This window comes from Clostridium chromiireducens (genome assembly GCF_002029255.1).
In the GTDB taxonomy this organism is placed as follows: domain Bacteria; phylum Bacillota; class Clostridia; order Clostridiales; family Clostridiaceae; genus Clostridium; species Clostridium chromiireducens.
The window spans coordinates 23,579-47,279 of record NZ_MZGT01000033.1; the positions used below are offsets into that span (position 1 = coordinate 23,579).

Here is a 23,701-nt window from a genome sequence, read left to right on the forward strand (position 1 = left end):
AATACCTGCAGTTGTTTTTTCAATGCAACGCTGCGTAAAAGAGTACCTTCTCTTTCTGGTGTTAATATATATTAAACTGATAAATATCAATTAAATATAACGAATATATACAGACATATTTTAAATTCAACACTTCACAAAAGATTCTACTCCATTTCTGGTATGGATATAATATAAATTTTAATTCTATTTTTAAAGGCATTCCTAACTATCGAAATATAAAAATGCTTGCATGAATATAGTCTTACTTTAAGCTTGGCGCTAAACAAAGAAAGTGAATATATGTTTTTACGAAGCGTTCATTAGGAGATTTTGCTGGCTATGATTCTTAGAATGTAAGTTGTTCCAAATGTGCTTGTTCAAGGCGTAGCCCTTGAATCAAGCACTTTGGGCACAACTTGCATTCTTAGAGTCATCCAGCAAATTCTTCAAGGAACCGGAGTAAACACATATATTCACTTTCGGTTATTTAGCACTAAACTTAAAACAACCTCTTACTGCAAGTATTTTTATATTTCTTTGCAGCTTTCACGCACTTTGAATTCAGTTGGTATTATTACTTTTTTGTTGTATTCTCTATTTCCGTTAAGGTTTTCGATTAATAAATCAACTGCTGCTTTTCCTAAGTATTCACTAGGAATCCTTACTGTTGTAAGAGCTGGTATCATGTATTTTGCACTCGGTAAATCATTAAAGCCAATTATGCTTATATCGTTTGGAATTGATAACCCTTCCTCTGATATTGCTTTATATGCTCCAACAGCCATTGTATCATTACCGATAAAATAAGCCGTGACGTTGTCTTTAGATTTTAATGCTTCTTTCATAAGATTATATCCTGCTTTAAAAGTAAATCTTTCAGATTCATATATGTAATTAGGATTATATATACCTTTACTCTCCATAAATTCTTTATACTTTATTATCCTTTCATCGATATATACATCTCTATAATCGATTTTTTCTAATTTCTTTCCTCCTATAAAGCCTATCTTTCTATGACCTAGTTCATATAAGTAGTGCAATATTTCATTTGTTGCTCTTCCTAAGTTTGCCATTACAGAATCAAATTTATTTTCATTTGGAGAAAAATCTACAAAAACTATATTCTCATTTGCACTTGACAACTTCTCTACAACACTCGGAGAAAACCTTCCAATTGCGATAATGCCATTAACACTTTTTATATCTTCAATATCACTATTTTCACTTAACTTTACTAAGTTGAAATTATTTCCATTACACTTTTTTTCAGCTGCTATTCTTATTGATAAATAGTATGGGTCTGCTAGCTCTTCTTCATAACTAAACCAATAAATAATTCCTATATCCTTACTTTTCTTATTTTTAGCCTTTTTAGATTTTGATGATACATAATCAAGTTCATCTGCAATTTTTAATATTTTTTCTCTTGTCACATCACTTACATTTAAAGTTTCATCAAAATTTAAAACTCTAGAAACTGTCGATATAGAAACTTCAGCAATTGAAGCAATTTCTTTTATAGTAGCCACCCGAAATTCCTCCCTAATCTCACTAATTACATACGTTTAAATAACTAATAAGTTATTCTTGTTTTCTCACCTTATATTTTACTAAAATTATTCTATATCAAGTTTATATCACAAGTAAAATTTAGTCAAACTTTACTAAAACGAAAACATATGGTTTATAATAAAATCACCTCAACGCGATAAACGAGGACTGCCATACTTATACATTTTACAAGTATAAGCATAACACCCCTCACTTTAAAAGCTTTTAACAACTCATTCTCGTAGTTTAAGGTACGTTATAATGTTTCTTATTTGGTTAAGTTACCGCATAAATCAGATTTCTGTAGTGAGTATCTATACTTCACCCCGCAAGATTACATAAAAAAGCATATTCTTTTGACAATTGTTTTTTATACCATTCGGTTTTTATAACACTTAGATATCCATCTATGATCTTTTTAACTTGACTTTCTTTAGATAATTGAATCACTAAGGATAAAATAAAAAATAATATAATTCCTAAAATAAATATAGATCTAGTTGTTGGGAAAAAATCAACTATACATAAAGCTATTGCTCCAATAACTCCTAAAAAAATTGAGGCATATGTTGTAAAATCTATACGATTTTTAGTTTTCACTATATTTTCTTTTAACTTTTCAATGGTATTAACATCTTTAAATAACAAATCAAGCTTGTCCTTATATAGTTCCATAAACTTACCTAATACATAATTATATTTATCAACATTTTTCGTGTCTGGAATTCTCATGCACATTACTAAGGGATATTCATATTCTCCTATGCTTTTGTACACATACTCATCTCTCTTTTCCAAACTTGGAATTTTTACATTTAATTCCCCATCTTCATTAATAATTAACTCATAATTATCATTAACTAAACTTGTATAGTTGTCTTTGATAATTTCTAATCCCTTTGCCATTAATTTATTATTTTTATTTATTTTGTTTAGCATATCTAAAATTGTCATAACTGCACCCTCTCCCACTTATAATATGCATTTTACATTTTGAGAATTATTTTACATAAGTATACCCATATTATAGCATATTATTTTGAGTTTATAATACTAGGATTGTTAATTTAAGTTCTAATTAAGTATTTTTTAATAGTCCGATTGCTAGTGTCATTCCTTCATGCTTTATTTTGCTTATGATAACTTCTGCTCCCGATAAATCTACGCATGGTTCACAAACTCCTGTTATTCCAAGAGTTTTTTCAACAAATTCACTTTTATCATACTTATATTGAACAGTCTTTATTTCATCTTTACTGAATGTGTTAAATGGACAGTTAATTTTTTCTGCAAATTTGATAATTCCATCTTCATTTGCCTTAACATCTACTGAAACTATTAGTGACACTGCACTTATGTCTAAATTATGTTCTTCCAATGCTCTATATATAAAATCATTGATTTTTTCAAAGGAGGTTCCTTTTCTGCAGCCTATCCCCAATACTAGATCCTTTTTTATAAGCCTTAATACTCTTGAAAAATCAATTTTTTTGTATTTATTCTCTACCCATTTATCTTCAGGTTTCAAAAAATGAGTTACCCAAATACAGTCTTCTTTTAATTTCTCAACTTTTTCGTAACCTTTATTAATTTGAATTATATTATAATCATCTTTTATTCCAATTATCTTATTATCAATCAAACGAGATGCAATATACTTTGCCTTTTTTAAATCTTCAATAATTAATTTATTCTCTTTTGCCAGTATATCTGGTGCGTCCATCCCTAAATTATCACTTGCTGTTGTTATAATAGGAATAGCATCAAGAATCTCTGCAACCTTAAGTGTAAGCTCATTGCCCCCACCTAAATGTCCACTTAAAATATTTATTGCATATTTACAAGACAAATCAACAACTACTACACCCGGATCCTCATCTTTACCTTTCAAAAATGGCGCTATTGCTCTAACTGCAATTCCTGCTGAAGATATAAATACAATTCCTTTTGAATTTAACATAGATTTTTGTGTAACATCCATAAGTTTAAAATCTTCACCAAAGAAATTTGTAACAACTTTTGACTGTATAGGTCCATATTTGTTTTCTTCAGTAACTTCTTTTGAAGAGTTTATATGTAAGTTCTCTACACTTTCCTTTATAAAAAGTTTGGCACTCAAGCACTTTTGTAGTTTTATGGCTATTTCTTTTCCCTTAGGGGAAGGGCAAATTATACTTATACCTGAAAAATCATTTGTATATTCACCCATAGAATATTGTTGTTCCATTATCTTGAATCCTCAGCATCCCTAAACATATGAGAGAAACTCTTATCATATAGTAAACTTTTCTCAAAATCACTATCAATAAAATCTCCTACTAATATTTGCGCACATTTAGTTATGTTATTTTCCTTAACCTTTTCTGCTATATCATCTAAATGTCCCATTATTATTCTTTCATCAGGCCATGTTGCTCTTTCAACTACTGCTATTGGAACATTCTTCTTATATCCCTTTTTCAATTTCTCAACAACCTTATCAATCATTGAAATAGATAAAAATATAGCCATAGATGCTCCGATAGATGCTAAAACTTCAAGATCTTCGTTAGCTGGTACAGGAGTTCTTCCTTCAACCCTTGTTAATATAACAGTTTGTGAGACTCCTGGTAATGTAAATTCTCTATTTATGGCTGCTGCTGCTCCTGTAAATGAACTAACGCCCGGTACCACTTCATACGATATACTAACTCTATCGAGCTCAACCATTTGCTCTCTTATAGCTCCATATATTGATGGGTCCCCCGTATGTAGTCTTACAACTAATTTACCCATTTGTTCTTCCATGGTCATGATTTCCATGACATCTTCTAATGTCATATTAGCAGAATTGTATATTTGAGCATCTGGTCTGCAATATTCTAAATGCTCTTTTGAGACCAAAGAGCCTGCATATACTACTACATCTGCTCTTTCTAATAAATCACGTCCCTTAACAGTTATTAAATCGGCTGCACCTGGACCTGCTCCTATAAAATAAATCAATTATCAACACTCCTTTTCATTATCAAAATCTCATGCTTCTATTGCAGGAATCTCTTATTCATAATTATTCCCTGCTTGCTATGATTAAAGACATGTAATCTCTAAGTTTTAATATTTCTTCTCTTTCAGTTAAAACAGTTTCGCCTTCTCTACCTACTCTGCTTGCATACACGTAATCGAAACCTTTTTCTTCTAGTACATCCAGCACTTCTTCCTCATGCTTGTATACTTTCATTACTACAATAAACTTCTCATCTGTAATTTCTTTCACCTTTGTTGCCGGCATAACTACTAACTTTTCATCACCAACTACTAGGGTCCTATTAACTAAGCTTGCAGCCGCACAAAAAGAAGTTATCCCTGGGATTGTTTGCACTTCAAAACCACAATCTCGAACATGCTTTAACATATGACTATATGTACTATAAATATAAGGATCACCAATTGTTAAAAATACAACATCTTTTCCTTCCTTAAGTCTTGCTTCTATAAACTCATAGGCCTCTAACGCCTTCGCTACTCTATCCTTCTTTCCCATGGGAAAATGCTTTATAACTACTTCTGTGCCTGGTTTAATATATTCTTTTGCAGTTTCAAGTGCTATACTTTCGCCACCCTCTGTTGCAGATGGTGCAACTACAACCTGACACCTTTCTATTGTTCTTACTGCCTTAACAGTTAAAAGTTCTGCCTCCCCAGGTCCTACTCCTATTCCGTACAATGTTGCCATTTTTAAATTCCTTTCCTCTTAAGTAACTAATCTATTTACATTTTATAATTATTAATTTTAGTTACTACTCATTTAATATTTTAACTTTTTTTCTACCATATATAGAACTGCTCATAAACACAACACAATACTCATTTTTACAAGCCTATTATACCATTATTTATTTTCTTATACATTGAATTATATAAATTGGATTATTAGCTATCATCATTAAGGTATTTTCACGGTTTTTACTTATATTTACTAAGGAAATTTCAAAATTGTAATTTAAGTTCTTAACTACTTCGATTGCCCTATATGCGTTATCCAATGTAATGAAGTTCATTACCATGGTCCCATTTCTTTCTAAAATGGCGTTTACTTTAAGTAATATTTCTTCTAAATGCCCTCCACTTCCTCCAAGAAATACCGAGTCAAACTTTAATCCATCAGCGATTAATGTATCTAATACCTGACTAGCTTCTTTTTGGACAATCTTAACATTGCTGCATTTAAATTTTTCTACATTACATTTAGTAATTTCGCAAGCCTCGACATCTTTCTCAATGGCTAAAACTTTTCCTTTTTCTGCTACTTTAGCTGATTGGACTGTTATACTTCCCGTTCCACTTCCAACATCTAAAACTAAAGAATTTTCTTTCAAATTCATTTTAGCTATAGAAAGTATTCTTATTTCCTCTTTTGTCATAGGACATTTTCCTCTAATAAATTCTTCGTCTTTTATGAAAACCATGAAATTTGCCTCCTCTTATATAGGTTTTTAAATAAAATTTTAATCTCCCCTGTTAACTATAAAAATACTTAATGGATTGAAACTTTTACTGATAAAATCTATTGGATTTCCTTCATTTATTATTTCATCCTCATATGATAGGTTTTCTCCAATTAACACCTTACATTTTATTTTCTTATCATTTAAGCTCTTGCATAGTATAGCCGGATTATTATCTTTATCAGTAAGCCAAATGCTCAATTTATGTTTATCAATTATATTTAAGAATTGTTCTTTTCTCCCATGAAGGCTCCCTAAATAAGCATCATTCCATGGTAAGTTTAGTTTACAAGTCAAATACTGAAAGGAGCTTATTCCTGGAATCACTTTGAATTCAAAATCTATCTTACTCTTAATATAATTTGTTATACCATAAAATGTCGGATCTCCAGAAGCAATAATTGAAATATTATTATAAATACTCTTTTCATCATTTAATAATTCATCAATATCACTTAATCTGCTTATGTATATCTTCTTATTATCAATAAAATCCAAAGAATCTATTGCTCTTTTAAATCCTATGATAATATCTGAATTTTTCATTATTTCTAAAGCCTTTGGTAAAATATAATCTCTATGACCTGGCCCCAGCCCTACAATATATATCATTTTTTTGCTCCCTCTGATTTCCAAAGTAATATAGGTTTTGATGCTCCATAATACATTATTGCTGCAACTTCTAGCTCATTATAAGTATATTCTTTAATCCTTTGAATGATTTTTTCTCCAATATTTTCATAAAGCTTCTCATAACCACTTCCTAGCATCCTAACGGCACCTTCACAAGTCTTCTCTTTTAAAACTTCTTGAGCAAGAGAAATATCATATCCAAGAAGTGCAAGCTCTAAAGCAATTACTTCAAGCCTTACTCCATTTACTTTACTATGGGTATTAAAACAACCATAAGCTATCTTACTCATCTTACCAATATGTCCAGCTATAATAATAGACTTAACATTACGAGAAACACAAGTCTCTAAAGCAAATCCTATGTAATTTGAACAAATAACAATCTCCTCTTCTTTAAAACCAAGTTCCTTACAGTAATTATCGCCTAAATTACCAAAAGTTAAAACTAATCTTTCATTATTTAGGGCTTTTTGTGTAATTTCTAACTTGATTGATGCTTTTAGAGAATCTTCTGACATTGGATGTACAATACCTGTTGTCCCAAGTATGGAGATTCCACCTTCTATTCCAAGCCTAGGATTAAAAGTTTTCTTTGCAACTTCTTCTCCTTGAGGAACTATAATTGTTACTTCTACTCTCTCTCCATCAGGCAAAACCTTCATCACTTCTTCTCTTATCATTTTACGTGGTACTGGATTTATAGCCGGTTCCCCTTTTGGAATAAAAAGTCCATCCTTAGTAACAGTACCTACTCCAATTCCACCTTTAAGTATAACCGCATTGTCATTTAGTTCATTGAAATCTTCAAAAACTCTTCTAACCCTTGCCTTTATCTCTATACCATGTGTAGCATCTGGATCATCTCCACCATCTTTAACAATTGTACATTCCACATAATCATCAAGCTCTTCTATTAAGGCAATTGGCATTGTTATGTTAATACCTTTTGGAGTTGATATCTCAATGTCCTCCAATGCTTCGGTCTTTTTATATAGGATCATAGTTGCTGCTTTTGCTGCTCCTGCACTGCATGAACCTGTTGTATATCCACACCTTAATTTTTGACCATTAGTTTCAATATACATCTCAAATATATTAATCACCTCCAATAGCATAAAGAATAATTTTTAAATAAATTTTATTAATATATAAACTAATAGATTGTTTGATTTCTCCTCCATTAAATACACATCTAAACTATCTTTCTACTACCATATACATAAGGGCATTTATTATAGCTGCCGCAACAGTGCTGCCACCTTTTCTCCCTTTAACTCTTATGTAAGGAATATCTAATTGATCCATATTTTCCTTACTTTCAGCAGCTCCAACAAAACCAACTGGTACAGCTATTATCAATTTTGGATTTGCTTTTCCTTCCTTAATTAATTCTTTAAGTCTAAAAAGTGCAGTTGGTGCATTACCAAAAACAAATATATCTACATTATCACTGCAGGCTTTTTCAACAGCAGCCATACTTCTTGTAATATTTTTTTCTCTAGCTTCCTTATGTACAATTTCTTCGTTAACATAGCAAATAACTTTACTATTAGTCTTATCTAAAGCAATTTTATTGATTCCATTTAAAGCCATATTCGTATCTGTATAAATCATAGTGCCATTTTTAAATAGATTTTTTCCAGTCTCAATAGCTGTTTCGCTTATTTCTACTAAATCCCTATATTCAAAATCAGCAGTAGTATGAATCGTTCTTTTAACTATAAGAAGTTCTTCTTCTGTAAATGAGTGAGGCCCCATTTCATTTCCAATAATCTCAAAACTTTTTTCTTCAATTCCCATTGGATTTTTTAAATATTCCATATATTTTATTAGTGAGAGTATTTACAATAAATATCTCACTAAACTCACCTCTTTCTAAATTTAATAATTTACTCTACTTTCTCAATTTTGTAAGCAACTTTATTTGCTATAATTTCATCCTTAGTGAAATTATAGTTACCTTCCATTGTCCCATTTACGATTCTTCCATTTAAATCAATAACATATCCATTAGTATTATCCTTTATATATAATCCACAAACAGAGATATTATATTTACTAAGAATTTCTCTTATATTTATAGTTTTATCAATAAAACTATCTAATGACATTTCATCAGCGTTCCATATAATATCTATTTTTAAAGGATAAGAATCTCCAGGAGTGAAGCTTTTATATTTACTATAACTTTTGCTGGTTGCATCTGCTCCTGCATCTTCTAACACTGATATATATTTTATTTTCATGTTAGGGGCACTTTCTTCAATCAAACTAAGAACCATATTTTTCGCCTCAAGATTCACCTTGCTTTCAAAGTAATTATCCTCAATTTTATTCTTATCCATCACTGTTACTTCAAAAGTTACCGGCATGTTCTCTACCGTTGTAACACTACATACATAATCTCCAAATTTAGGATTATAGTATGATTTATTCACTTTATACTTTAACTCTGGATACATTTCACTTAGATATTTCTGTGCAACTGTTTTTGTTTGTTGTATTCTCCAAGGCAATCCGTTCATACTCATGTATATGCATCCACTAAAAGCTAAAGCAATTACAATTAAAATTCCTAGACTAATAATAACTCCTCTATACTTTCCCATACCAATACCATCTCCACATTCTCAATTATACCCTTTATAATAAACAAACTAGAGCTTTGAATAATTCCAAATTTCCAATAAAATTAATATGAGCATATCCGCCCAATGTATTTTTTTTAAAATATCCACATTTCCATTTTATAATTTCACCATTATATAGTCTCTTCTCAATCTCATATACATTTTCCTCATTTAAATTAACTTGTGATTTATGAAATTCATGAGCATTTATTTGGAATTCTTTTTCTTCTTTTAGATTATTATTAAAACATTTTGAATTTATTTCAACTTTACAATATCCGAAATGTTGAAGTTTACTAGTCATTACACTGTCCCCTTCAAAGAAGCCAACCATTTCTGTTCCATCTATAGATCTTGTTAGGTACATCAGTCCGCCACATTCAGCATAACATCTTAATCCCTTTTCTAAAGCTTCTTTTATGCTTTTTCTCATAGAATAATTATCTTCTAATTCCTTTTTGAAAATCTCTGGGTAACCTCCACCTATATATAGAAAATCCAGATTTTCAGGTAATTCCATATCTCTCATGGGGCTAAAATAAATTATATCTCCCACCTCTTCTAAAAGTTCTAAATTATCCTTATAATAGAAACTAAAAGCTTCATCTAGTGCAACACCAATTCTTATTTTTTTATTTTGAAATTTGCTGACAAACTTACCCGCTAATTCAACATTAACATTCCCATGAAATTCTTGCATCTTATCAATAATTGAATCTACATCTACGTATTCTTCAATTAACTTTTGGCATATATATATTTTTTCATCTAAATTAAGAACCTCCATGCTTTGTACCAACCCCAAATGCCTGCTGCTTAAAGCTATTTCAGGATCTTTCGGAATATACCCAAATACTTTAATGCCACAATTTTCTTCAATAGCATATTTTAATAAGTTATGATACTTTTCACTTACTGAGTTTAATACAACACCAACAATATTGGCATTTCTATAATCCATAAAACCTTTAATTTCTGCACATATGCTTGCACTTTGTCCTTTTGGAGATAACACTAATATAATTGGCATATTTCCTAATATTCTTGAAACATCATAAGTTGATGCTTTTTCACTTGCTCCAATTCCGTCATATAATCCCATTACACCTTCAATTACTCCGACATCTCCACTGCCTTTAAGAAAACTCTTTTTCATTCCTTCTTCACCCATAAGAAATGTATCGAGGTTCCTAGAATCTTTCTTGGTTACTTCTTTATGAAATGCTGTATCAATATAATCCGGTCCAACTTTATATCCTTGAACCTCTAAATTTCTACTCTTAAGAACTTTCATAAGTCCAAGGGTAAATGTAGTCTTTCCACCACCACTGCAATTTGAAGATATAATTATAGATTTCATATTAGCTCCCCTTTATTTAAGTTACATAAAAAATGTTGAATCATAGCTTTTATTTAATGTGCCTAAGTTTTTTTGTTCTTCCTGCATTTACATACCTGTCTTCAATGGAATCATATACCCTTCTTATATAAAGTTCATCAAATTTATCTAACTCACCAAGGCCATGCATATGAAGTTTTACCTCAATTCCTTCTTTTTGCAATGCACTCTTTAATGAACCATCTTCATCTGATGCCATATCATTCTTTGCGTGATCTCCTGCTACTAGTAGTAATGGAACTAATTTTGTTTTCTTTATTCCTTTACTTTTTAATTTTTTTAATACATTAGAAATTGTTGGATACCCTTCAACTGTAGCGACAAATATATTTTCATATCCCTCGTCAACTAAAACTGTCTGAAGCATTCCGTAAACAGCGTTTGATGGATGTTCTGTCCCATGTCCAAATAAAATTACACTTTCTTCATCTTTTATTACATCTTCTATACTTTGTATAAATAAAGAATAATCTTCTGGTAATCCATTCATGCCTTGATAGAAGAATATTGGTCTTCCAAGCTTAACAGATTTAAAATCATTTTTTCTATGTTCAACAATGCCTTTTATATAATCAAATTCTTCCCCTGGAATTAAGTGAAGCGGCTGAACTATAATTTCATCATAACCTCTTACCTTCAGTTCATCTAGTGCCTCTTCTGGTGTAAATATATTTAAATCATGTTTTTCTTTTAATTTTCTAATTATAAAGTGAGCAGTGAAAGCTCTAAATACCTCATAATTATTAAATTCATCCTTAATTTTATTTTCAATTTTTTCAATTGAGTTTTTAAGAGCATCTAGATGGCTAGTTCCAAAACTAACTACTAAAATCGCTTTTTTCATAAATGTACCTCCAAATATAATTTAAATTTTTAATGAGAATCTATTATATAAATTTGAATATATAAAAATCCCCATTACCCATGAAAGATAAGGAGGAATTGCATAACAAATTATGAATGTATTATTTTTAAAATTACATCCTACCATCTGCTATAATCCTTCCCACCGAAGGGTTAGCTACGTTAAAATATTTAGGCAGGTCTCCTGACTCTGGCATCATCCTTCATCTCTTCCTTCCCAAGAACAGCTTTCTCAGTGGATGTTTAGCATATAAGATAATAAAGATTAAATTAACCATTAATACTTATTATCTTATATAAACTTAGAGATTAGTCTTCCATTACAGTAGCGGGGGCTGTAGTAGATTTTCACTACTTTCCCTTTTAATCTTATATACTTAATCTTATAAGAACCTAAAAATCATTTTTATTGTCATCTAAATTATATAGGAGTGTAATACTTTATTCAATAAAAAATAGGTTTATTGCTAATTATATTTAACAATAAACCACAAATAGTAATTAATTATATTATTACCCATAAATAAATTATGGCATCTAAATAAAACTTAGTTTCAGCGATTCTGGTAAATTAATATTTTATTCGCTCTTAGTTGTTTGCTTTAATAACTGGTTCGTATAAACTGTGGCACCAGTTACTAAAATACCTTGAATAACTGAATCTGCACTAACCCCCAATATTCCAACTGCCCCTGCTATCCCTGCAATTAATAAGACTATAGGAATATACTTATCTTTTATTGATTCAGTGCCTTTAATAAGCATTCCTAATACATATAAAGCCGGAATTAAAATCAAAGCATTTTCTGTTATATATTGTGCAAAATCCATACCTTTTCCCTCCAAACATATTATTAATGTGAATAACAATCTATATTAGATCATTGGATCTTCACAGTGTATATTTAAATATAAACTTTATATTTACATTACTTAATATATCTAAATAAACTCCTAACTCTTTGTACACTTCTTGAAAAAAAATAATATAATATGAACTTATACATAATATTACCTTTATTATGTTATATGCTTCAATCTTAGTTTTGTTGCTAACTATTCTTAAAATTCTCTTAGTTTTTTTACATAATTAATTATCTTTAAGCACTTCACCCTATTATATTCTGATGGAATTTCATGAAAATAAGGTGTGAACTTAAGAAAATCTTCGGTTCACACCTTATATATTAAATATTATGTTTAATCAAAATTAAATTTCAATTAATTCAATTTATATCTATACAATTCTATTAATTCCTTAAATTTCCTTGCTTATTTACCTAGATTTAGAATATAATTTAATTCAACATTATTACTGTATAATTTAAATGTAAAAACATAAACATAAAATATGTTAAATTTGAAAGGAGAGATATTATGTCAGTATATATGATTACATATTTTTTAAGTGATACCCATGGTCATGGTCATGACCATGATGAAGAATGCGGATGCGGAGGAGAACATTCACACGACCACGAATCTTGTGGATGCGGACACGACCATGGGCATTCTCATGAATCTGCAAATAGTGGCGCTAATATAATTGGAAAAATCAAATCTTTAGGTGGTTGGGCTCAATTTTTGCCTGAAGGATTTTTTGTTAAAACAAACTCTTTATCTGCAGAAGATATATTTACTGAAATAAATTCTGTAGCTAATGGTGGAGATATTATTTTTGTAACAAAAATAGATTCAAAAACTTCGGCATGTGCAAACCCTGCAGTATTAGATTGGCTTTCACAAGAATAGTTTTTGATATACCTTAGCAAAAGGGAGCTCACTATATTATGACCGTTATTATAGGATAAGCCGTGAATTTCTAAAACCAGAAGTTGTTCTATTTAAGAAATCCCACAACAATAATCCTAATTTAACCTTTCATAAAAGTGTCCACTCCCTTTTTAATTTTATACATTAAATTTAGGTTTTGCTTATTTATAACATATCACTTTTACCTTTTAGTTAACTTTTACTTATTTTTTTACATTTGTCGCTACCTCATTCATAATAAGTTAGAATATTAATGAATATAATATATAGAGGTGATTAAATGGAGAATTCAGTAAACAATTTTACAAACGGACAAGTACCACAAGAAATTAAAAAGTGGAATTGGGGAGCATTTATGTTCAATATTTTTTGGGGAATAGGAAATAAAAGCTATCTCCCACTACTATGTCTTGTTCCACTATTAAACATAGTATGGATATTTGTATGTGGTGCTAAAGGTAATGAGTGGGCATGGAAAAATGGAAACTATTCTAGTCCACAAGAATTTTTACTAGTTCAATCTACTTGGAGCAGAGCTGGCTTAGTAGCATTTATAGTTGCTATTGTATTAGTAGTTTTAGAATTCTTGTTCTTAGGTACATTACTTGCAGCAATATTCTCATCAATGCCACGTTAGTTTTATTTCGGAATTATTTATTATTAATTACTACTAAAGATTATGAGAAGTATCAAATTTCACTTTGATACTTCTCATTTATATTTTAACTTATTAATTTATTCTTCATATTGATTGAATTGTTTCACAATAACTCAATAATCACAAAACAATATTATTTTATTAAAAATAATACCCATCAAAATTAAACTGTTAATAAACAATTAAATCTTAATGGATATCCCACAAAATATTAAAAAGGAGTCGTAATTTATGTAACTTAAAAGTCACATTAGAGGAGCGATGAGTATATTTTTAGCAATATACACCTCTTATTTAAATTACTAACTATATTATAGTTTAACAGATTTTCGCCGAAAAACAAGTATGTTTTTTAAATATTTAGAAAATTATGATTTGTAGGATAAATAACGAAAACTTTTTTACTATCTTCAATAATCAGAGCACATTTATTTCTTTTTTGGCGCATATATCCAAATAGTTATTGACATAATAAAAAAATAAGAGTAAAATCATATTTGTTGTAAGGCCCCTTGGTCAAGCGGTCAAGACGCCACCCTCTCACGGTGGAATCAGGGGTTCGATTCCCCTAGGGGTCACCATTGTTGAAAACACTAACGTTTGAAATGTATAAACGTTGGTGTTTTTATTATTTTACACCATTTTTACACCATAGTTTTTTTATTGAAATTTTGTTATTTAAAATTTTTATTTATTTATTGCTATTATATTTTTTTGTTCGTGGACCTAGGTCAATATTATGGACACATTTTCTATTAAATTATTATCCTTACTAGATCCTCTTTCATTTGCGGAGTAATATAACCTATAGAGCCATGAATTCTTTTGCGGTTATACCATGACTCAATATAGATAAATATATCTAGTTTTGCGCTTTCGTAATCGTAGTATTGAACATTATTGACTTGTTCCTTTTTCAAAATAGAATGAAAAGACTCTATGCATGCATTATCATAGGGACACTCTTTTCTACTATTAGAACTTTTAATTCTATATTTTTTTAATCTATTAATAAACTCTGTACTTGTGTATTGGACCCCAAGATCAGAGTGGAAAATAACAGAACCGACAGGCTGTTGAAGCCTATATGCATTATCTAAAGCTGTTATCGCTACGGAAGAATCTATTGTCTTCGAAAATGAGTAACCTATTATTTTTCTTGTATACAAATCCATAACAGATGCTAAATAACACCAGCCGTCTTTTAAAGTATAAATATAGGTTATGTCTCCAACCCATTTCTCATTTATTTTAGTAGCTGTAAAATCTTGTTTGTGTAGATTTTCACGTTCTATAACTTTCCTATTAACTTTTGCAGGCCTAAATTTCTTAATTACTGTTGAATGGATATTTAATTCTTTCATAAATCGTTGAACTCGTTTAATAATAATATAATTGCCTGATTGTTCAAGGATTTTTTGAATTTTGGGCGCACCATATCTACGGCTACTTTCAGTATAAATTTTGATTATATTTTGTTTTAAAGTTTCGTTCTCCAACGCCCTTCGGCACGGAGTGTAATGATGAGATTTGTAGTAAGTGCTCTTAGGCATATGTAATACTCTACACATAACTCTTACTGGATAGTTCTCTTTAACTTAATTATATCTCTTGGTCTTGCGAGAATATGGCTATAGCTTTTTTAAGATTTCAAGTTCCATTTTAATTTTTCATTTTCTTTTTTTAACTTTGAAATTTCTTCAGTATCTTTTGGGTCTTTTCTTTCATTATGTTTATTCTTATTAGTAATTATTATAGGTTTTTTTGAAATCTTTTCTTTTGGCTGAACTTGATTAATCCAGTTATTAAGTGATGTTGTTGACACGCCATATTCTTCGCAAATCTCTTTAATTGGTTTTCCGGTATTATAAACTTCAATTATCATTTTCTTAAAATCTTCCGTATAGCTTTTCTTTCTCATTTGGACACACCTCTCTTACTTTAATTATAATTTATTTTCCAAATGTGTCCATAAAACTATACTAGCACCAACCCGCATAATTACAGCATATTCTGAAGAATATCTATGGTACTATGGCTTAGAATATATATTCTGTTATTCTTCAGAATATATATTGTTCAGAATATTTATGTATGTATTCTTCTATGGTAGTATTCTTCACCATATTTATTCTCTACCATAATAGAATACGCTTCATTTAAACATATATCCTAAGTAATAATACTTAAAAGGAGAACTACTTATGGCCAAAAGAAAAAAATCTGAACCACCTACAAACGACTTTGCTGCTGAAGAGGAACTTGATGTTTGCGGTTTTACATCAGAACCAATAGTAACTGGAGAATGTATTTCATCATTTTCTTTTGATGATGATTTAATAAATGAAGTGATACCTATAGATAATAAGCATATCGTAAATGATATTAATATGAAATCTAAACCAATTACTGATATTGATTTTAATGTTTCATCTGATCCAACTCAAAACATACAAACCAATGCATCTTCAAATAATGTCGAGGCATCAATAAATAAAAATACACCTAGCAGTTTGACAAATCAAAATAATCAAATTATAACTAATAAAAGTAACATCTTAGAAGACAATAGAAAAACTCCTACATCAAATGGTATGGCCCCTCCAATTAATGGAGAATACTTGGATGTTAAGAGAACTTATATGCTAAGAGCTTCTACTGTTAGAAAGGTTAATGAACTTAAAAGCATTCATCCTGACTTAAATACTTATGTTAGTACCATTGTTGATTTTGCTATAGCCTATTACTACGAGCATATAGTCAATCAAGGAGGTAAACAATAAGCATTATTTTTTATATTCTCCTGTTAAATATAGGTGTTAACCATATATCTTTAACAGGAGGTGATGATCGTGGAGATTAATGAATTAATTAGTCTTGTAGCTAACAATGGTTTTGCTATAGCAGTTGCGGCATATTTGCTAATTCGCTTAGAAAAACAAATTGGAAGCCTATCCAATTCAATTAATAAACTTAATACCATAATATCAACGAAACTTGGGGTTGTTATTGATAATGATGATTCTAGCAAAGTTGCTTAAAAGTTGGCAATAAGCATTTATTTATGTTTATTGCCTTACCTTTTGTCTTAGCTACTTATCTGTATGATTTAATAAATATAATTCATGATTATCCTTAATATATCAACTAGAATTCCCATTTATATAAACAGCAAATAGTTATTTATTTAATTTAAAACCTTAAATTCCCACATTAGACTTTTTCTGATATAATTATTCATGTAAATTTAATAGCTTGTCTACATAATCATCAAATTAACACTAGCCTGTTTGAAATATAATTATAAAATTATAAGCACATATATAATCAAGAACAAAGTTAAATACATAGAAGAGGTGAATTAATTGAACTCCGCTCAGAAAAAATTTAGAAAAGAAATGGACAAAGGTTTAAAGAACCTTAAAAAGAACAATGAAGAAGCTTATTATAAATACTTAGCTCAAAACCATCTAGATGATCCAAGACAAAGACAGAAATATGAAGCAAAAGAAAAAATCACAAATGTCTTTAGAAAGATATTTTCAATAATTGTTCCAATTATTATCATAGGCGCTATTGCTCCATTTGCATATGGTAAAATTCTAAACTTAGGTAATAAACCTAGCAATATAGAATTAAGCAGCAGTAATGGTATAGGTAATGTAGCTGTTTCACCTGTCCAAAACAAACAAAAAGAAATTGTAGATTCATTAAATACAATCAGGCCTTATTTAGATAATATTTCAAATGATATAAAAAAGAGAAATGATGATGTTCAGCAAATTAATAATAAGAAAATAACGATAAATGACTACATCAAAAGCATACAAGCCCACGATGAACTTGTAAAAAAGAATATGGCTGACATTTCAAACATAACTATTTCTTCAGAGTTAAGTACCTATGTTAATCAATTAAATGAGGGATATAAATTACTCTGTGATGGCTATGAAAATGAATCGATTTACCTAAAAACAAATCAACAAAAGTATAAAAAATCAGCAGATGACAGCTATAAACTTTCTAATGAAAAGTTAAGTAATAGCAATTCTGAGCTTTCAAAAGTATTAGATAGCAACAATATTAAGCATCAATAACTCATGGGATATAATTTTATAATGATTTTGAATATGATGAAGGTGAAGTGTGTAGAATAATATAATTAATACTCTAGAAATATAAAATACTTTTAATTAATTGTAACAATAAAAAAGTGATCTTCGAAAATTTAATAATGTGTCATACAGATTTCCAAGGAATCTTCAATGAATTTCCAAGTAATAAATCTCAGATAATTGTAGAATATTAGTATAAAAGAGATTAAAATTCATGCAGGCTTTTTAATTGAAGCTGGTTAATAAACACTCTGGAGGGTGGAATTATGAACAAGGAAATCTTAGTAGAAGTAACAAACACTGTAACATACGATATATATAAAGAATTCTTTTTATTTAGTTCTTTTAGAGGAAAATCATATAAGCGAAAAATTTTAATATTTTATGTGATTCTATTCGTAGGTATGTCAGCATCTTTATACACTGGTATTATATTTGGATATGATTTTATAAGTATAGTTCTATCCATTATACTTATTATTGCAGGAATCTTAATATCTTACCTTGTGATATTGGCACCTAAAGTTTATTATAAGTCTGCTAAAAGTTTAGTAGAAAATCTGACGATATATAGATTTACTTCAGAATATCTGGATGTTGAGCTTAAGGCTGAGTTAACAAATGGCAAATCAGAAATTGCATACAATTCATTTTACAAGATATATGAAACAGATAGTTATCTCTATCTATATATTAGTATTTCACAAGCACATATAGTTCCTAAAAAAGATATTCCAATAAATGTGATGGAACAGCTAAGGACAATTTTCAAGTCTACGTTAGGCAAAAGTTACTACAACTACTGTAAGTAAGTGGCGTAGTAATGATTTTATAAACACGATTAAATAATTATTCAAAATAATATATTTTTTTATATGCCTTATAAGTTTATTTATATTAGCAGGAGGATTTATTTTATGGGACTTTTGGGTCGGTATATGATGATTAATGCGCAAACTCTTGAGGAATTAGTTACATTAGAAAACGATGATTTAATTGAAAAAATTGAAGAGCTTAATCAAGACATGGAGAATCAAGAATATGATATTGATAAACTGTGGGATGGTCTACATTTTCTACTGACTGGTGTGTCAGCAAGCCAGCCAATTGAAGGAAATAGGTTGAGTGAAGCAATAGTTGGGGTTAACGTCTTGAATAGTGATGACGAAAATGTAGATTTTGTTGCGTATACAAAATTTGAAGATTTATCTGAAATCATAACCTCCTTAAAAAGTATAGATATTAGCAAATTAAAAAAGCTCTTCGACTTATCAACATTTAGGAAAGCAAGAATCTATCCCGATATTTGGCGGGATACTGACAAAGAAGAATTATTTGATGAATTAGTCCATGAGTACAAAAATCTTCTTAATTTCTATGAAAAGGCCTTTAATAAGAAAGTTCATGTTATAGTAAGTATTTATTAGGATTTATCAGTATATGAATAACTTGTCATATGATGCTTTATATTCCTAAGCTATACATAAGTAAAAGAAATATAGCATTATTCATATTGAATTTGTTATATTTCTTTTGCTGCGCCATCTATAAGATTATAAAATAATTCTATTTCTAAATGATCTGAATTTATGCTGAGTTATGGCATTTATAAATAATAATTAAATTTTGAAAAGTAACCATTTGCAGCCTTATCAATACCTAATTTAAAAAAATATCGAGAAATAAGTAAAGTAATATATTACTTCTTATATTTTTTTGGATAACACTTTTATAAATAAATTATAACTCTTTGTTCGTCTAAAAATAATGTTGTGAAATAATAATATCAAATATACAATCATTACCATAACCAATCTCTTTCATATGGCTCAGTAAATGTACCTTTTTTATTTATATTATCGCCTTCAATCCATTTGAATATCTTTCTAGCAGATTCATATGCACTTGAATTCGCATCAGATGAACCTGATTGTGTTTTAACTTTTCCTGGATGAATTGAAATAACATCTATGTTGTATGATTTAAGTTCTTCTTTCAAGCAAATACTCAACATATTTTGAGACGCTTTAGCAATGCGATAAGAATATGAAAAATTTCGATCCTCAAATTCTCCTGATGCCATTGCACTTAATGATCCTAATCTTGATGTAATATTAACTATTTTGGGCTTTTTAGACTTTTTTAAAAAATCTAATGTCGCTTGAGTGCTTCTAATAATTGCAATACAATGAATATCAAATAAAGACTTCATTTCTATTGATGTTACATCTTCAATTTTATACGCATTTCCTGGAACACCTGCATTATTAATTAATAAATCAAGATGATTTACGGTTTTAGATAAAGTATTTTTTATAATATTAATGCATTTATCATCTGTTAAATCTGTTACAATTGGAGTAAAGTTATTTTTAAATTCTTTATTCAATTCTTCTGCATCTTCTTGTTTTCTCACAACAGAAAAAACATTATAATTATTTGCATAATAAACTTCTATCAATTCTTTACCAATACCTCTTGCTCCACCAGTAATTAATACATTTTTCATAACTTAATTCTCCTTATCAATTTGCACCTTTGCTACATAATAATTTATTGTTGCGACACACTTTAAAAATATCGCGTAATATGTTAGGATAAAAAACATAAAGACATTTTGATTATTTCAAACTATCTTTATGTCCTAAAACATAAGGAAAAGAAATAATAAATGGAAGTATACATATAAATCCTACCAGCATTTGCATTGGAAAGTAGAAGTAGATTCTTTTATGGTAATAAGCATTAATAGATAGAATTGATAATAAATATCCCAAAATTGTATAAGCACAAATCTTTTTCATGTGATTACGTTTGGTGATAAACCCTAGCATAGTACCAATTAAACTAATAAGCAATAGTATATAAACCTCAAAAATTGTACTATGCCACAATGAAACACCTGCTGATAATTGGCTTAAGTCATGTAAAAAAGACATATAAAAAAATATAATTATACTCATTAATAAGTTTCCTATAAATAGACTTGATTTACTGATACGAGTTAGTAATGACTTAAAATAGTTATTTATAATAACCACACCTTTCTCTATTCATATAATAAATAAGACTTTATTTTTAATAACTATCTTGCTTGAATTTATTCCACAATAATCTACTATTATATTTTATAAGAAGGTAATGAATTAATTTAATTGCTTTTTACATAAATAATGCAAAAATAGACTTGCTACTGCTAACTTATATTTTTTCTCACAGGGAACAGAATTAGTATCATTCATAAAACTTTGCAAATCTCCTAGCTCAAGTCCTGAATATATAGCTAAGGTTTCATAGCTAATTTCAAACTCACCTATTAGCACATCTATTACTCCTTTAACTCGGTCATCTTTATTAACCATCGCTATCCCTTCAGATAGCATAAAAATCATGTTGCATAAATGCGAAGGGTTCGGAACATTGGAATTTTTCAAATTCTCTTCATTATTCTCACCAGAATTTACGATATTTGTGAAAAAATCATATAATTTATTTTTTCCATCCATATAATCTTTCAACCAAACATAATCGACTCCTATCATCTTGCTTAAAGATTTCAGTTCAATTTTATAGTTTTCAAGCAAATTTTCTATCTCTTTTCTTATAACATCTTCAGTTTGATTGAAGTTTGTAGAAACGATAGTCTTAATTGAATTAATTTCCATCATAGTCTCCTTTAATAATATTTATAGTTTATTCTTATTTTGAACGCAAATAATAGTGTTCTCCTTCAGATACCTTGCCTTCACAGAAATCATTTTTTATTAATGTATTCCGTCTTTCAACAGCTTGAGGTATTGCCTTAGTTGCAATTATATCAACCTCAAACAAATCAAAAAAGTTCTCGTCACAAACATTAAATATTTCGTTTAAGTAATCTACATTTTCGTATTCAGAAGAAACATCAACTCGGAGTATTCCTGTTTTGATTTTATCTTTACCAACATAACCAAACATTTCTACTGTTCCAATAGCTTTAGATAGTGATTTATCTATAATTGCAAAGCGTATAAATTCTTGTTGAGAATATGCATAAAGCCAAGCTTTAATGCATTGCAACATATCCTCAATTGCGTAAATACAGAAATCACCTGTACACCTATCAGAGTTAAAAACTTTTTGTGCCTTACTATCAGAATAACATCTAAGTAGACCTTCGGAATCTTCTTCTGAAACGAGTCTTAAAATAAAACTTTCTGTTTCAAAAGTGGGGCATATTTCGTATGGGTCCTTCATAAAAATCCTCCTCATCATATATATAATATTAATTTTCTTCGCTTCACAATAATATACAGTTGTGAAATAACTCCAGATTATAATTTATATACTTTTATACTACACCTCTGCAAATTGTTATTTATCGTTAAGCGAATTTTTATATATGCCATACATATAGTGCCATTTCATAATTATTTTCTGAATTCTTCCTACCTGCATATATAAAACCTTCATTTTCATATAACATCCTCAATTTATTTCTTTGCAAATTGCAATCTAATCTTAGTGAATTGATACCATTTTTTAATGATAATTTTTTTGCAAAATTAATAAGTTCTTCTGAAATACCTTTGCCTGCAAATTCTCTCTTAACAGCTAATTTATGTATATATAGTGACTTTCCTTGTGGAATTTCAGACCAATATTTTAGATCCAAATCAGTTATCGCTATACATGCTGCTGGCACCCCATTCTGATAATTAATATAAAAATCATTAACCTGATAATATTTTGATAGATAATTCCACTTTATACTGTCCTCATTCCATTGATTCTGTAATTTATTTTTTTTCATCCAAATTACCGCATCTAGCAGAATCCCCTCAATCGTGAGAATATCATTTTCATCTGCCTGCTTTATCATAAACTATCCTCCACAAATTTTTCATAATTAATAGATCCCTCTTACTTTCAAATTACCATTGGTCTGCTGATTTATACATAATCCTTTCAGTATAATTTAAAATCTAATAGTTAACTGAATATCGAACCAGTAACAAATTTAAAAATTAAACTAACTGCCACATTTCCTTTTGTATGTACTATAACAAAAATCTATGGCGTCACGTCCATTAGTAAATCGCTTATACCTTACGCCACATTGTAGTAATTCGAGCATTAACATTTTCTTTTCATTATTAAATTCAAAATGCCATTTTATATTCATCCATAAAAATCTTAATGTTGGCTTGGTATTATAGGATTCTTTTCCTATTCTCTGCCGAATCCATCTCCTTAAAATTCTATACAATCTTAGTAAGGAATTTGTATCTAAAAAAATTATATATTCACTATACTCGTAACGCTTTTTTAAAAGTTTTCTTGGCGAACCTTCAATTACCCAATTGTCACTTGTCAATATATTGATAAACATATTTTCTATTTCATCATCTGGACGCCTAACATCACCTTTACTTGTTCTCATCCAAACTATATTATCTTGCTCATAACAAGGAATATTAAATTTTTCGGCAATCCTGTGTGCTAATGTAGTCTTACCACTCCCAACAGCGCCAATAATGTCTATCTTCAAAATATCACCTCCAATTAGCAAATAAAAAGTTTACACTTCACAATTTTTTACTCATACGTCTTACAAGAATAATGTT

25 protein-coding genes, 1 tRNA gene, 1 pseudogene and 1 riboswitch are annotated in these 23,701 nt (G+C 29.2%); of the genes and pseudogenes, 8 read left to right on the forward strand and 19 right to left on the reverse strand.

The features are described from left to right. Window positions 1-509: 509 nt before the first annotated feature. From CLCHR_RS12995 to CLCHR_RS13055, 13 genes are all read right to left on the reverse strand, one after another. Window positions 510-1,514, reverse strand: a complete 1,005-nt coding sequence (locus CLCHR_RS12995; RefSeq protein WP_079440233.1) for a LacI family DNA-binding transcriptional regulator — start codon at window positions 1,512-1,514, stop codon at window positions 510-512. A 343-nt stretch (window positions 1,515-1,857) separates the two neighbouring features. Then, complete coding sequence (locus CLCHR_RS13000; protein ID WP_079440234.1) at window positions 1,858-2,490, reverse strand: hypothetical protein; 633 nt, start codon at window positions 2,488-2,490, stop codon at window positions 1,858-1,860. A 124-nt stretch (window positions 2,491-2,614) separates the two neighbouring features. Then, entirely contained in the window at window positions 2,615-3,763 is a 1,149-nt protein-coding gene (gene cbiG / locus CLCHR_RS13005) for a cobalt-precorrin 5A hydrolase (protein ID WP_079440235.1), read from the reverse strand. Then, the gene (gene cobM, locus CLCHR_RS13010) at window positions 3,763-4,521 is read right to left on the reverse strand and encodes a precorrin-4 C(11)-methyltransferase (RefSeq protein ID WP_079440236.1); all 759 of its coding nucleotides are present in this window, start codon (window positions 4,519-4,521) and stop codon (window positions 3,763-3,765) included. The genes cbiG and cobM overlap by 1 nt, the downstream gene beginning before the upstream one ends. A 64-nt stretch (window positions 4,522-4,585) precedes the next feature. Continuing rightward, window positions 4,586-5,251, reverse strand: a complete 666-nt coding sequence (locus CLCHR_RS13015) for a cobalt-factor II C(20)-methyltransferase (RefSeq protein ID WP_079440237.1) — start codon at window positions 5,249-5,251, stop codon at window positions 4,586-4,588. Window positions 5,252-5,411: 160 nt separating this feature from the next. Next, entirely contained in the window at window positions 5,412-5,984 is a 573-nt protein-coding gene (cbiT, locus tag CLCHR_RS13020) for a precorrin-6Y C5,15-methyltransferase (decarboxylating) subunit CbiT (RefSeq protein WP_079440238.1), read from the reverse strand. A 39-nt stretch (window positions 5,985-6,023) separates the two neighbouring features. Next, window positions 6,024-6,635, reverse strand: coding sequence for a precorrin-6y C5,15-methyltransferase (decarboxylating) subunit CbiE (cbiE, locus tag CLCHR_RS13025; protein ID WP_079440239.1), 612 nt, complete (start codon window positions 6,633-6,635; stop codon window positions 6,024-6,026). Further along, complete coding sequence (gene cbiD, locus CLCHR_RS13030) at window positions 6,632-7,750, reverse strand: cobalt-precorrin-5B (C(1))-methyltransferase CbiD (RefSeq protein WP_079440302.1); 1,119 nt, start codon at window positions 7,748-7,750, stop codon at window positions 6,632-6,634. Before cbiD ends, cbiE begins: the two co-directional genes overlap by 4 nt. Window positions 7,751-7,853: 103 nt before the next feature. Then, window positions 7,854-8,477, reverse strand: a complete 624-nt coding sequence (locus CLCHR_RS13035; RefSeq protein WP_079440240.1) for a precorrin-8X methylmutase — start codon at window positions 8,475-8,477, stop codon at window positions 7,854-7,856. A gap of 68 nt (window positions 8,478-8,545) precedes the next feature. Further along, entirely contained in the window at window positions 8,546-9,265 is a 720-nt protein-coding gene (locus CLCHR_RS13040; RefSeq protein ID WP_079440241.1) for a YfjL-like protein, read from the reverse strand. Between the two features lie 34 nt (window positions 9,266-9,299). Continuing rightward, window positions 9,300-10,646 carry a cobyrinic acid a,c-diamide synthase CobB gene (locus CLCHR_RS13045; RefSeq protein ID WP_079440242.1) on the reverse strand — a complete coding sequence of 449 codons (1,347 nt, stop codon included), beginning with the start codon at window positions 10,644-10,646 and terminating at the stop codon, window positions 9,300-9,302. A 49-nt stretch (window positions 10,647-10,695) separates the two neighbouring features. Beyond that, a complete protein-coding gene (locus CLCHR_RS13050; protein ID WP_079440243.1) occupies window positions 10,696-11,529 on the reverse strand; it encodes a sirohydrochlorin cobaltochelatase in 834 nt (277 codons plus the stop codon). Between the two features lie 177 nt (window positions 11,530-11,706). Continuing rightward, a riboswitch (cobalamin riboswitch) is annotated at window positions 11,707-11,961 on the reverse strand. A 167-nt stretch (window positions 11,962-12,128) separates the two neighbouring features. Then, complete coding sequence (locus CLCHR_RS13055; RefSeq protein ID WP_079440244.1) at window positions 12,129-12,380, reverse strand: phage holin family protein; 252 nt, start codon at window positions 12,378-12,380, stop codon at window positions 12,129-12,131. Window positions 12,381-12,926: 546 nt separating this feature from the next. On the opposite strand from CLCHR_RS13055, the gene CLCHR_RS13060 reads away from it, so the two are divergent. From CLCHR_RS13060 to CLCHR_RS13070, 3 genes are all read left to right on the forward strand, one after another. Continuing rightward, entirely contained in the window at window positions 12,927-13,301 is a 375-nt protein-coding gene (locus CLCHR_RS13060) for a hypothetical protein (protein WP_079440245.1), read from the forward strand. A 301-nt stretch (window positions 13,302-13,602) separates the two neighbouring features. Beyond that, window positions 13,603-13,959 (forward strand): ribonuclease G, encoded by a 357-nt coding sequence (locus CLCHR_RS13065; RefSeq protein WP_079440246.1) that lies wholly within the window; start codon window positions 13,603-13,605, stop codon window positions 13,957-13,959. 527 nt (window positions 13,960-14,486) lie between these two features. Further along, window positions 14,487-14,561 (forward strand) — tRNA-Glu (locus CLCHR_RS13070). 174 nt (window positions 14,562-14,735) lie between these two features. Here the strand turns inward: CLCHR_RS13070 and CLCHR_RS13075 are convergent. Further along, a pseudogene (locus CLCHR_RS13075) lies at window positions 14,736-15,901 on the reverse strand (IS3 family transposase). Between the two features lie 283 nt (window positions 15,902-16,184). Here CLCHR_RS13075 and CLCHR_RS13080 point away from each other — a divergent pair. From CLCHR_RS13080 to CLCHR_RS13100, 5 genes are all read left to right on the forward strand, one after another. Next, on the forward strand, window positions 16,185-16,763 hold the full coding sequence (locus tag CLCHR_RS13080) for a hypothetical protein (protein WP_079440247.1): 579 nt from the start codon (window positions 16,185-16,187) through the stop codon (window positions 16,761-16,763). A 69-nt stretch (window positions 16,764-16,832) separates the two neighbouring features. Next, entirely contained in the window at window positions 16,833-17,021 is a 189-nt protein-coding gene (locus CLCHR_RS13085; protein ID WP_079440248.1) for a YvrJ family protein, read from the forward strand. Window positions 17,022-17,345: 324 nt separating this feature from the next. After that, window positions 17,346-18,077 (forward strand): hypothetical protein, encoded by a 732-nt coding sequence (locus CLCHR_RS13090; protein WP_079440249.1) that lies wholly within the window; start codon window positions 17,346-17,348, stop codon window positions 18,075-18,077. A gap of 284 nt (window positions 18,078-18,361) precedes the next feature. Next, a complete protein-coding gene (locus tag CLCHR_RS13095) occupies window positions 18,362-18,907 on the forward strand; it encodes a YcxB family protein (protein WP_079440250.1) in 546 nt (181 codons plus the stop codon). A 105-nt stretch (window positions 18,908-19,012) separates the two neighbouring features. Beyond that, the gene (locus CLCHR_RS13100) at window positions 19,013-19,522 is read left to right on the forward strand and encodes a YfbM family protein (protein ID WP_169896794.1); all 510 of its coding nucleotides are present in this window, start codon (window positions 19,013-19,015) and stop codon (window positions 19,520-19,522) included. A gap of 374 nt (window positions 19,523-19,896) precedes the next feature. Here the strand turns inward: CLCHR_RS13100 and CLCHR_RS13105 are convergent, their stop codons facing one another. The 5 genes from CLCHR_RS13105 to CLCHR_RS13130 all read right to left on the reverse strand — a co-directional run bounded on the left by CLCHR_RS13105 (window position 19,897) and on the right by CLCHR_RS13130 (window position 23,625). Then, on the reverse strand, window positions 19,897-20,604 hold the full coding sequence (locus tag CLCHR_RS13105) for an SDR family NAD(P)-dependent oxidoreductase (protein WP_079440252.1): 708 nt from the start codon (window positions 20,602-20,604) through the stop codon (window positions 19,897-19,899). 637 nt (window positions 20,605-21,241) lie between these two features. Continuing rightward, complete coding sequence (locus CLCHR_RS13115) at window positions 21,242-21,760, reverse strand: HTH domain-containing protein (protein WP_079440254.1); 519 nt, start codon at window positions 21,758-21,760, stop codon at window positions 21,242-21,244. Between the two features lie 34 nt (window positions 21,761-21,794). Next, entirely contained in the window at window positions 21,795-22,331 is a 537-nt protein-coding gene (locus tag CLCHR_RS13120; RefSeq protein ID WP_079440255.1) for a GNAT family N-acetyltransferase, read from the reverse strand. 139 nt (window positions 22,332-22,470) lie between these two features. Continuing rightward, window positions 22,471-22,956, reverse strand: a complete 486-nt coding sequence (locus tag CLCHR_RS13125; RefSeq protein ID WP_079440256.1) for a GNAT family N-acetyltransferase — start codon at window positions 22,954-22,956, stop codon at window positions 22,471-22,473. A 150-nt stretch (window positions 22,957-23,106) separates the two neighbouring features. Next, the gene (locus CLCHR_RS13130) at window positions 23,107-23,625 is read right to left on the reverse strand and encodes a P-loop NTPase family protein (protein WP_079440257.1); all 519 of its coding nucleotides are present in this window, start codon (window positions 23,623-23,625) and stop codon (window positions 23,107-23,109) included. Window positions 23,626-23,701: the final 76 nt, after the last annotated feature.

Coding starts and splice junctions, on each gene's coding strand:
- CLCHR_RS13065 (WP_079440246.1), top strand. CDS start 13,603: ATGGAGAATTCAGTAAACAATTTTACAAACGGACAAGTACCACAAGAA.
- CLCHR_RS13015 (WP_079440237.1), bottom strand. CDS start 5,251: ATGGCAACATTGTACGGAATAGGAGTAGGACCTGGGGAGGCAGAACTT.
- CLCHR_RS13100 (WP_169896794.1), top strand. CDS start 19,013: ATGGGACTTTTGGGTCGGTATATGATGATTAATGCGCAAACTCTTGAG.
- CLCHR_RS13095 (WP_079440250.1), top strand. CDS start 18,362: ATGAACAAGGAAATCTTAGTAGAAGTAACAAACACTGTAACATACGAT.
- CLCHR_RS13050 (WP_079440243.1), bottom strand. CDS start 11,529: ATGAAAAAAGCGATTTTAGTAGTTAGTTTTGGAACTAGCCATCTAGAT.
- CLCHR_RS13055 (WP_079440244.1), bottom strand. CDS start 12,380: ATGGATTTTGCACAATATATAACAGAAAATGCTTTGATTTTAATTCCG.
- CLCHR_RS13060 (WP_079440245.1), top strand. CDS start 12,927: ATGTCAGTATATATGATTACATATTTTTTAAGTGATACCCATGGTCAT.
- CLCHR_RS13105 (WP_079440252.1), bottom strand. CDS start 20,604: ATGAAAAATGTATTAATTACTGGTGGAGCAAGAGGTATTGGTAAAGAA.
- CLCHR_RS13040 (WP_079440241.1), bottom strand. CDS start 9,265: ATGGGAAAGTATAGAGGAGTTATTATTAGTCTAGGAATTTTAATTGTA.
- CLCHR_RS13000 (WP_079440234.1), bottom strand. CDS start 2,490: ATGACAATTTTAGATATGCTAAACAAAATAAATAAAAATAATAAATTA.
- cbiT (WP_079440238.1), bottom strand. CDS start 5,984: ATGGTTTTCATAAAAGACGAAGAATTTATTAGAGGAAAATGTCCTATG.
- CLCHR_RS13035 (WP_079440240.1), bottom strand. CDS start 8,477: ATGGAATATTTAAAAAATCCAATGGGAATTGAAGAAAAAAGTTTTGAG.
- cbiE (WP_079440239.1), bottom strand. CDS start 6,635: ATGATATATATTGTAGGGCTGGGGCCAGGTCATAGAGATTATATTTTA.
- CLCHR_RS13120 (WP_079440255.1), bottom strand. CDS start 22,331: ATGAAGGACCCATACGAAATATGCCCCACTTTTGAAACAGAAAGTTTT.
- CLCHR_RS13125 (WP_079440256.1), bottom strand. CDS start 22,956: ATGATAAAGCAGGCAGATGAAAATGATATTCTCACGATTGAGGGGATT.
- cbiG (WP_079440235.1), bottom strand. CDS start 3,763: ATGGAACAACAATATTCTATGGGTGAATATACAAATGATTTTTCAGGT.
- CLCHR_RS13080 (WP_079440247.1), top strand. CDS start 16,185: ATGGCCAAAAGAAAAAAATCTGAACCACCTACAAACGACTTTGCTGCT.
- CLCHR_RS13045 (WP_079440242.1), bottom strand. CDS start 10,646: ATGAAATCTATAATTATATCTTCAAATTGCAGTGGTGGTGGAAAGACT.
- CLCHR_RS13115 (WP_079440254.1), bottom strand. CDS start 21,760: ATGGAAATTAATTCAATTAAGACTATCGTTTCTACAAACTTCAATCAA.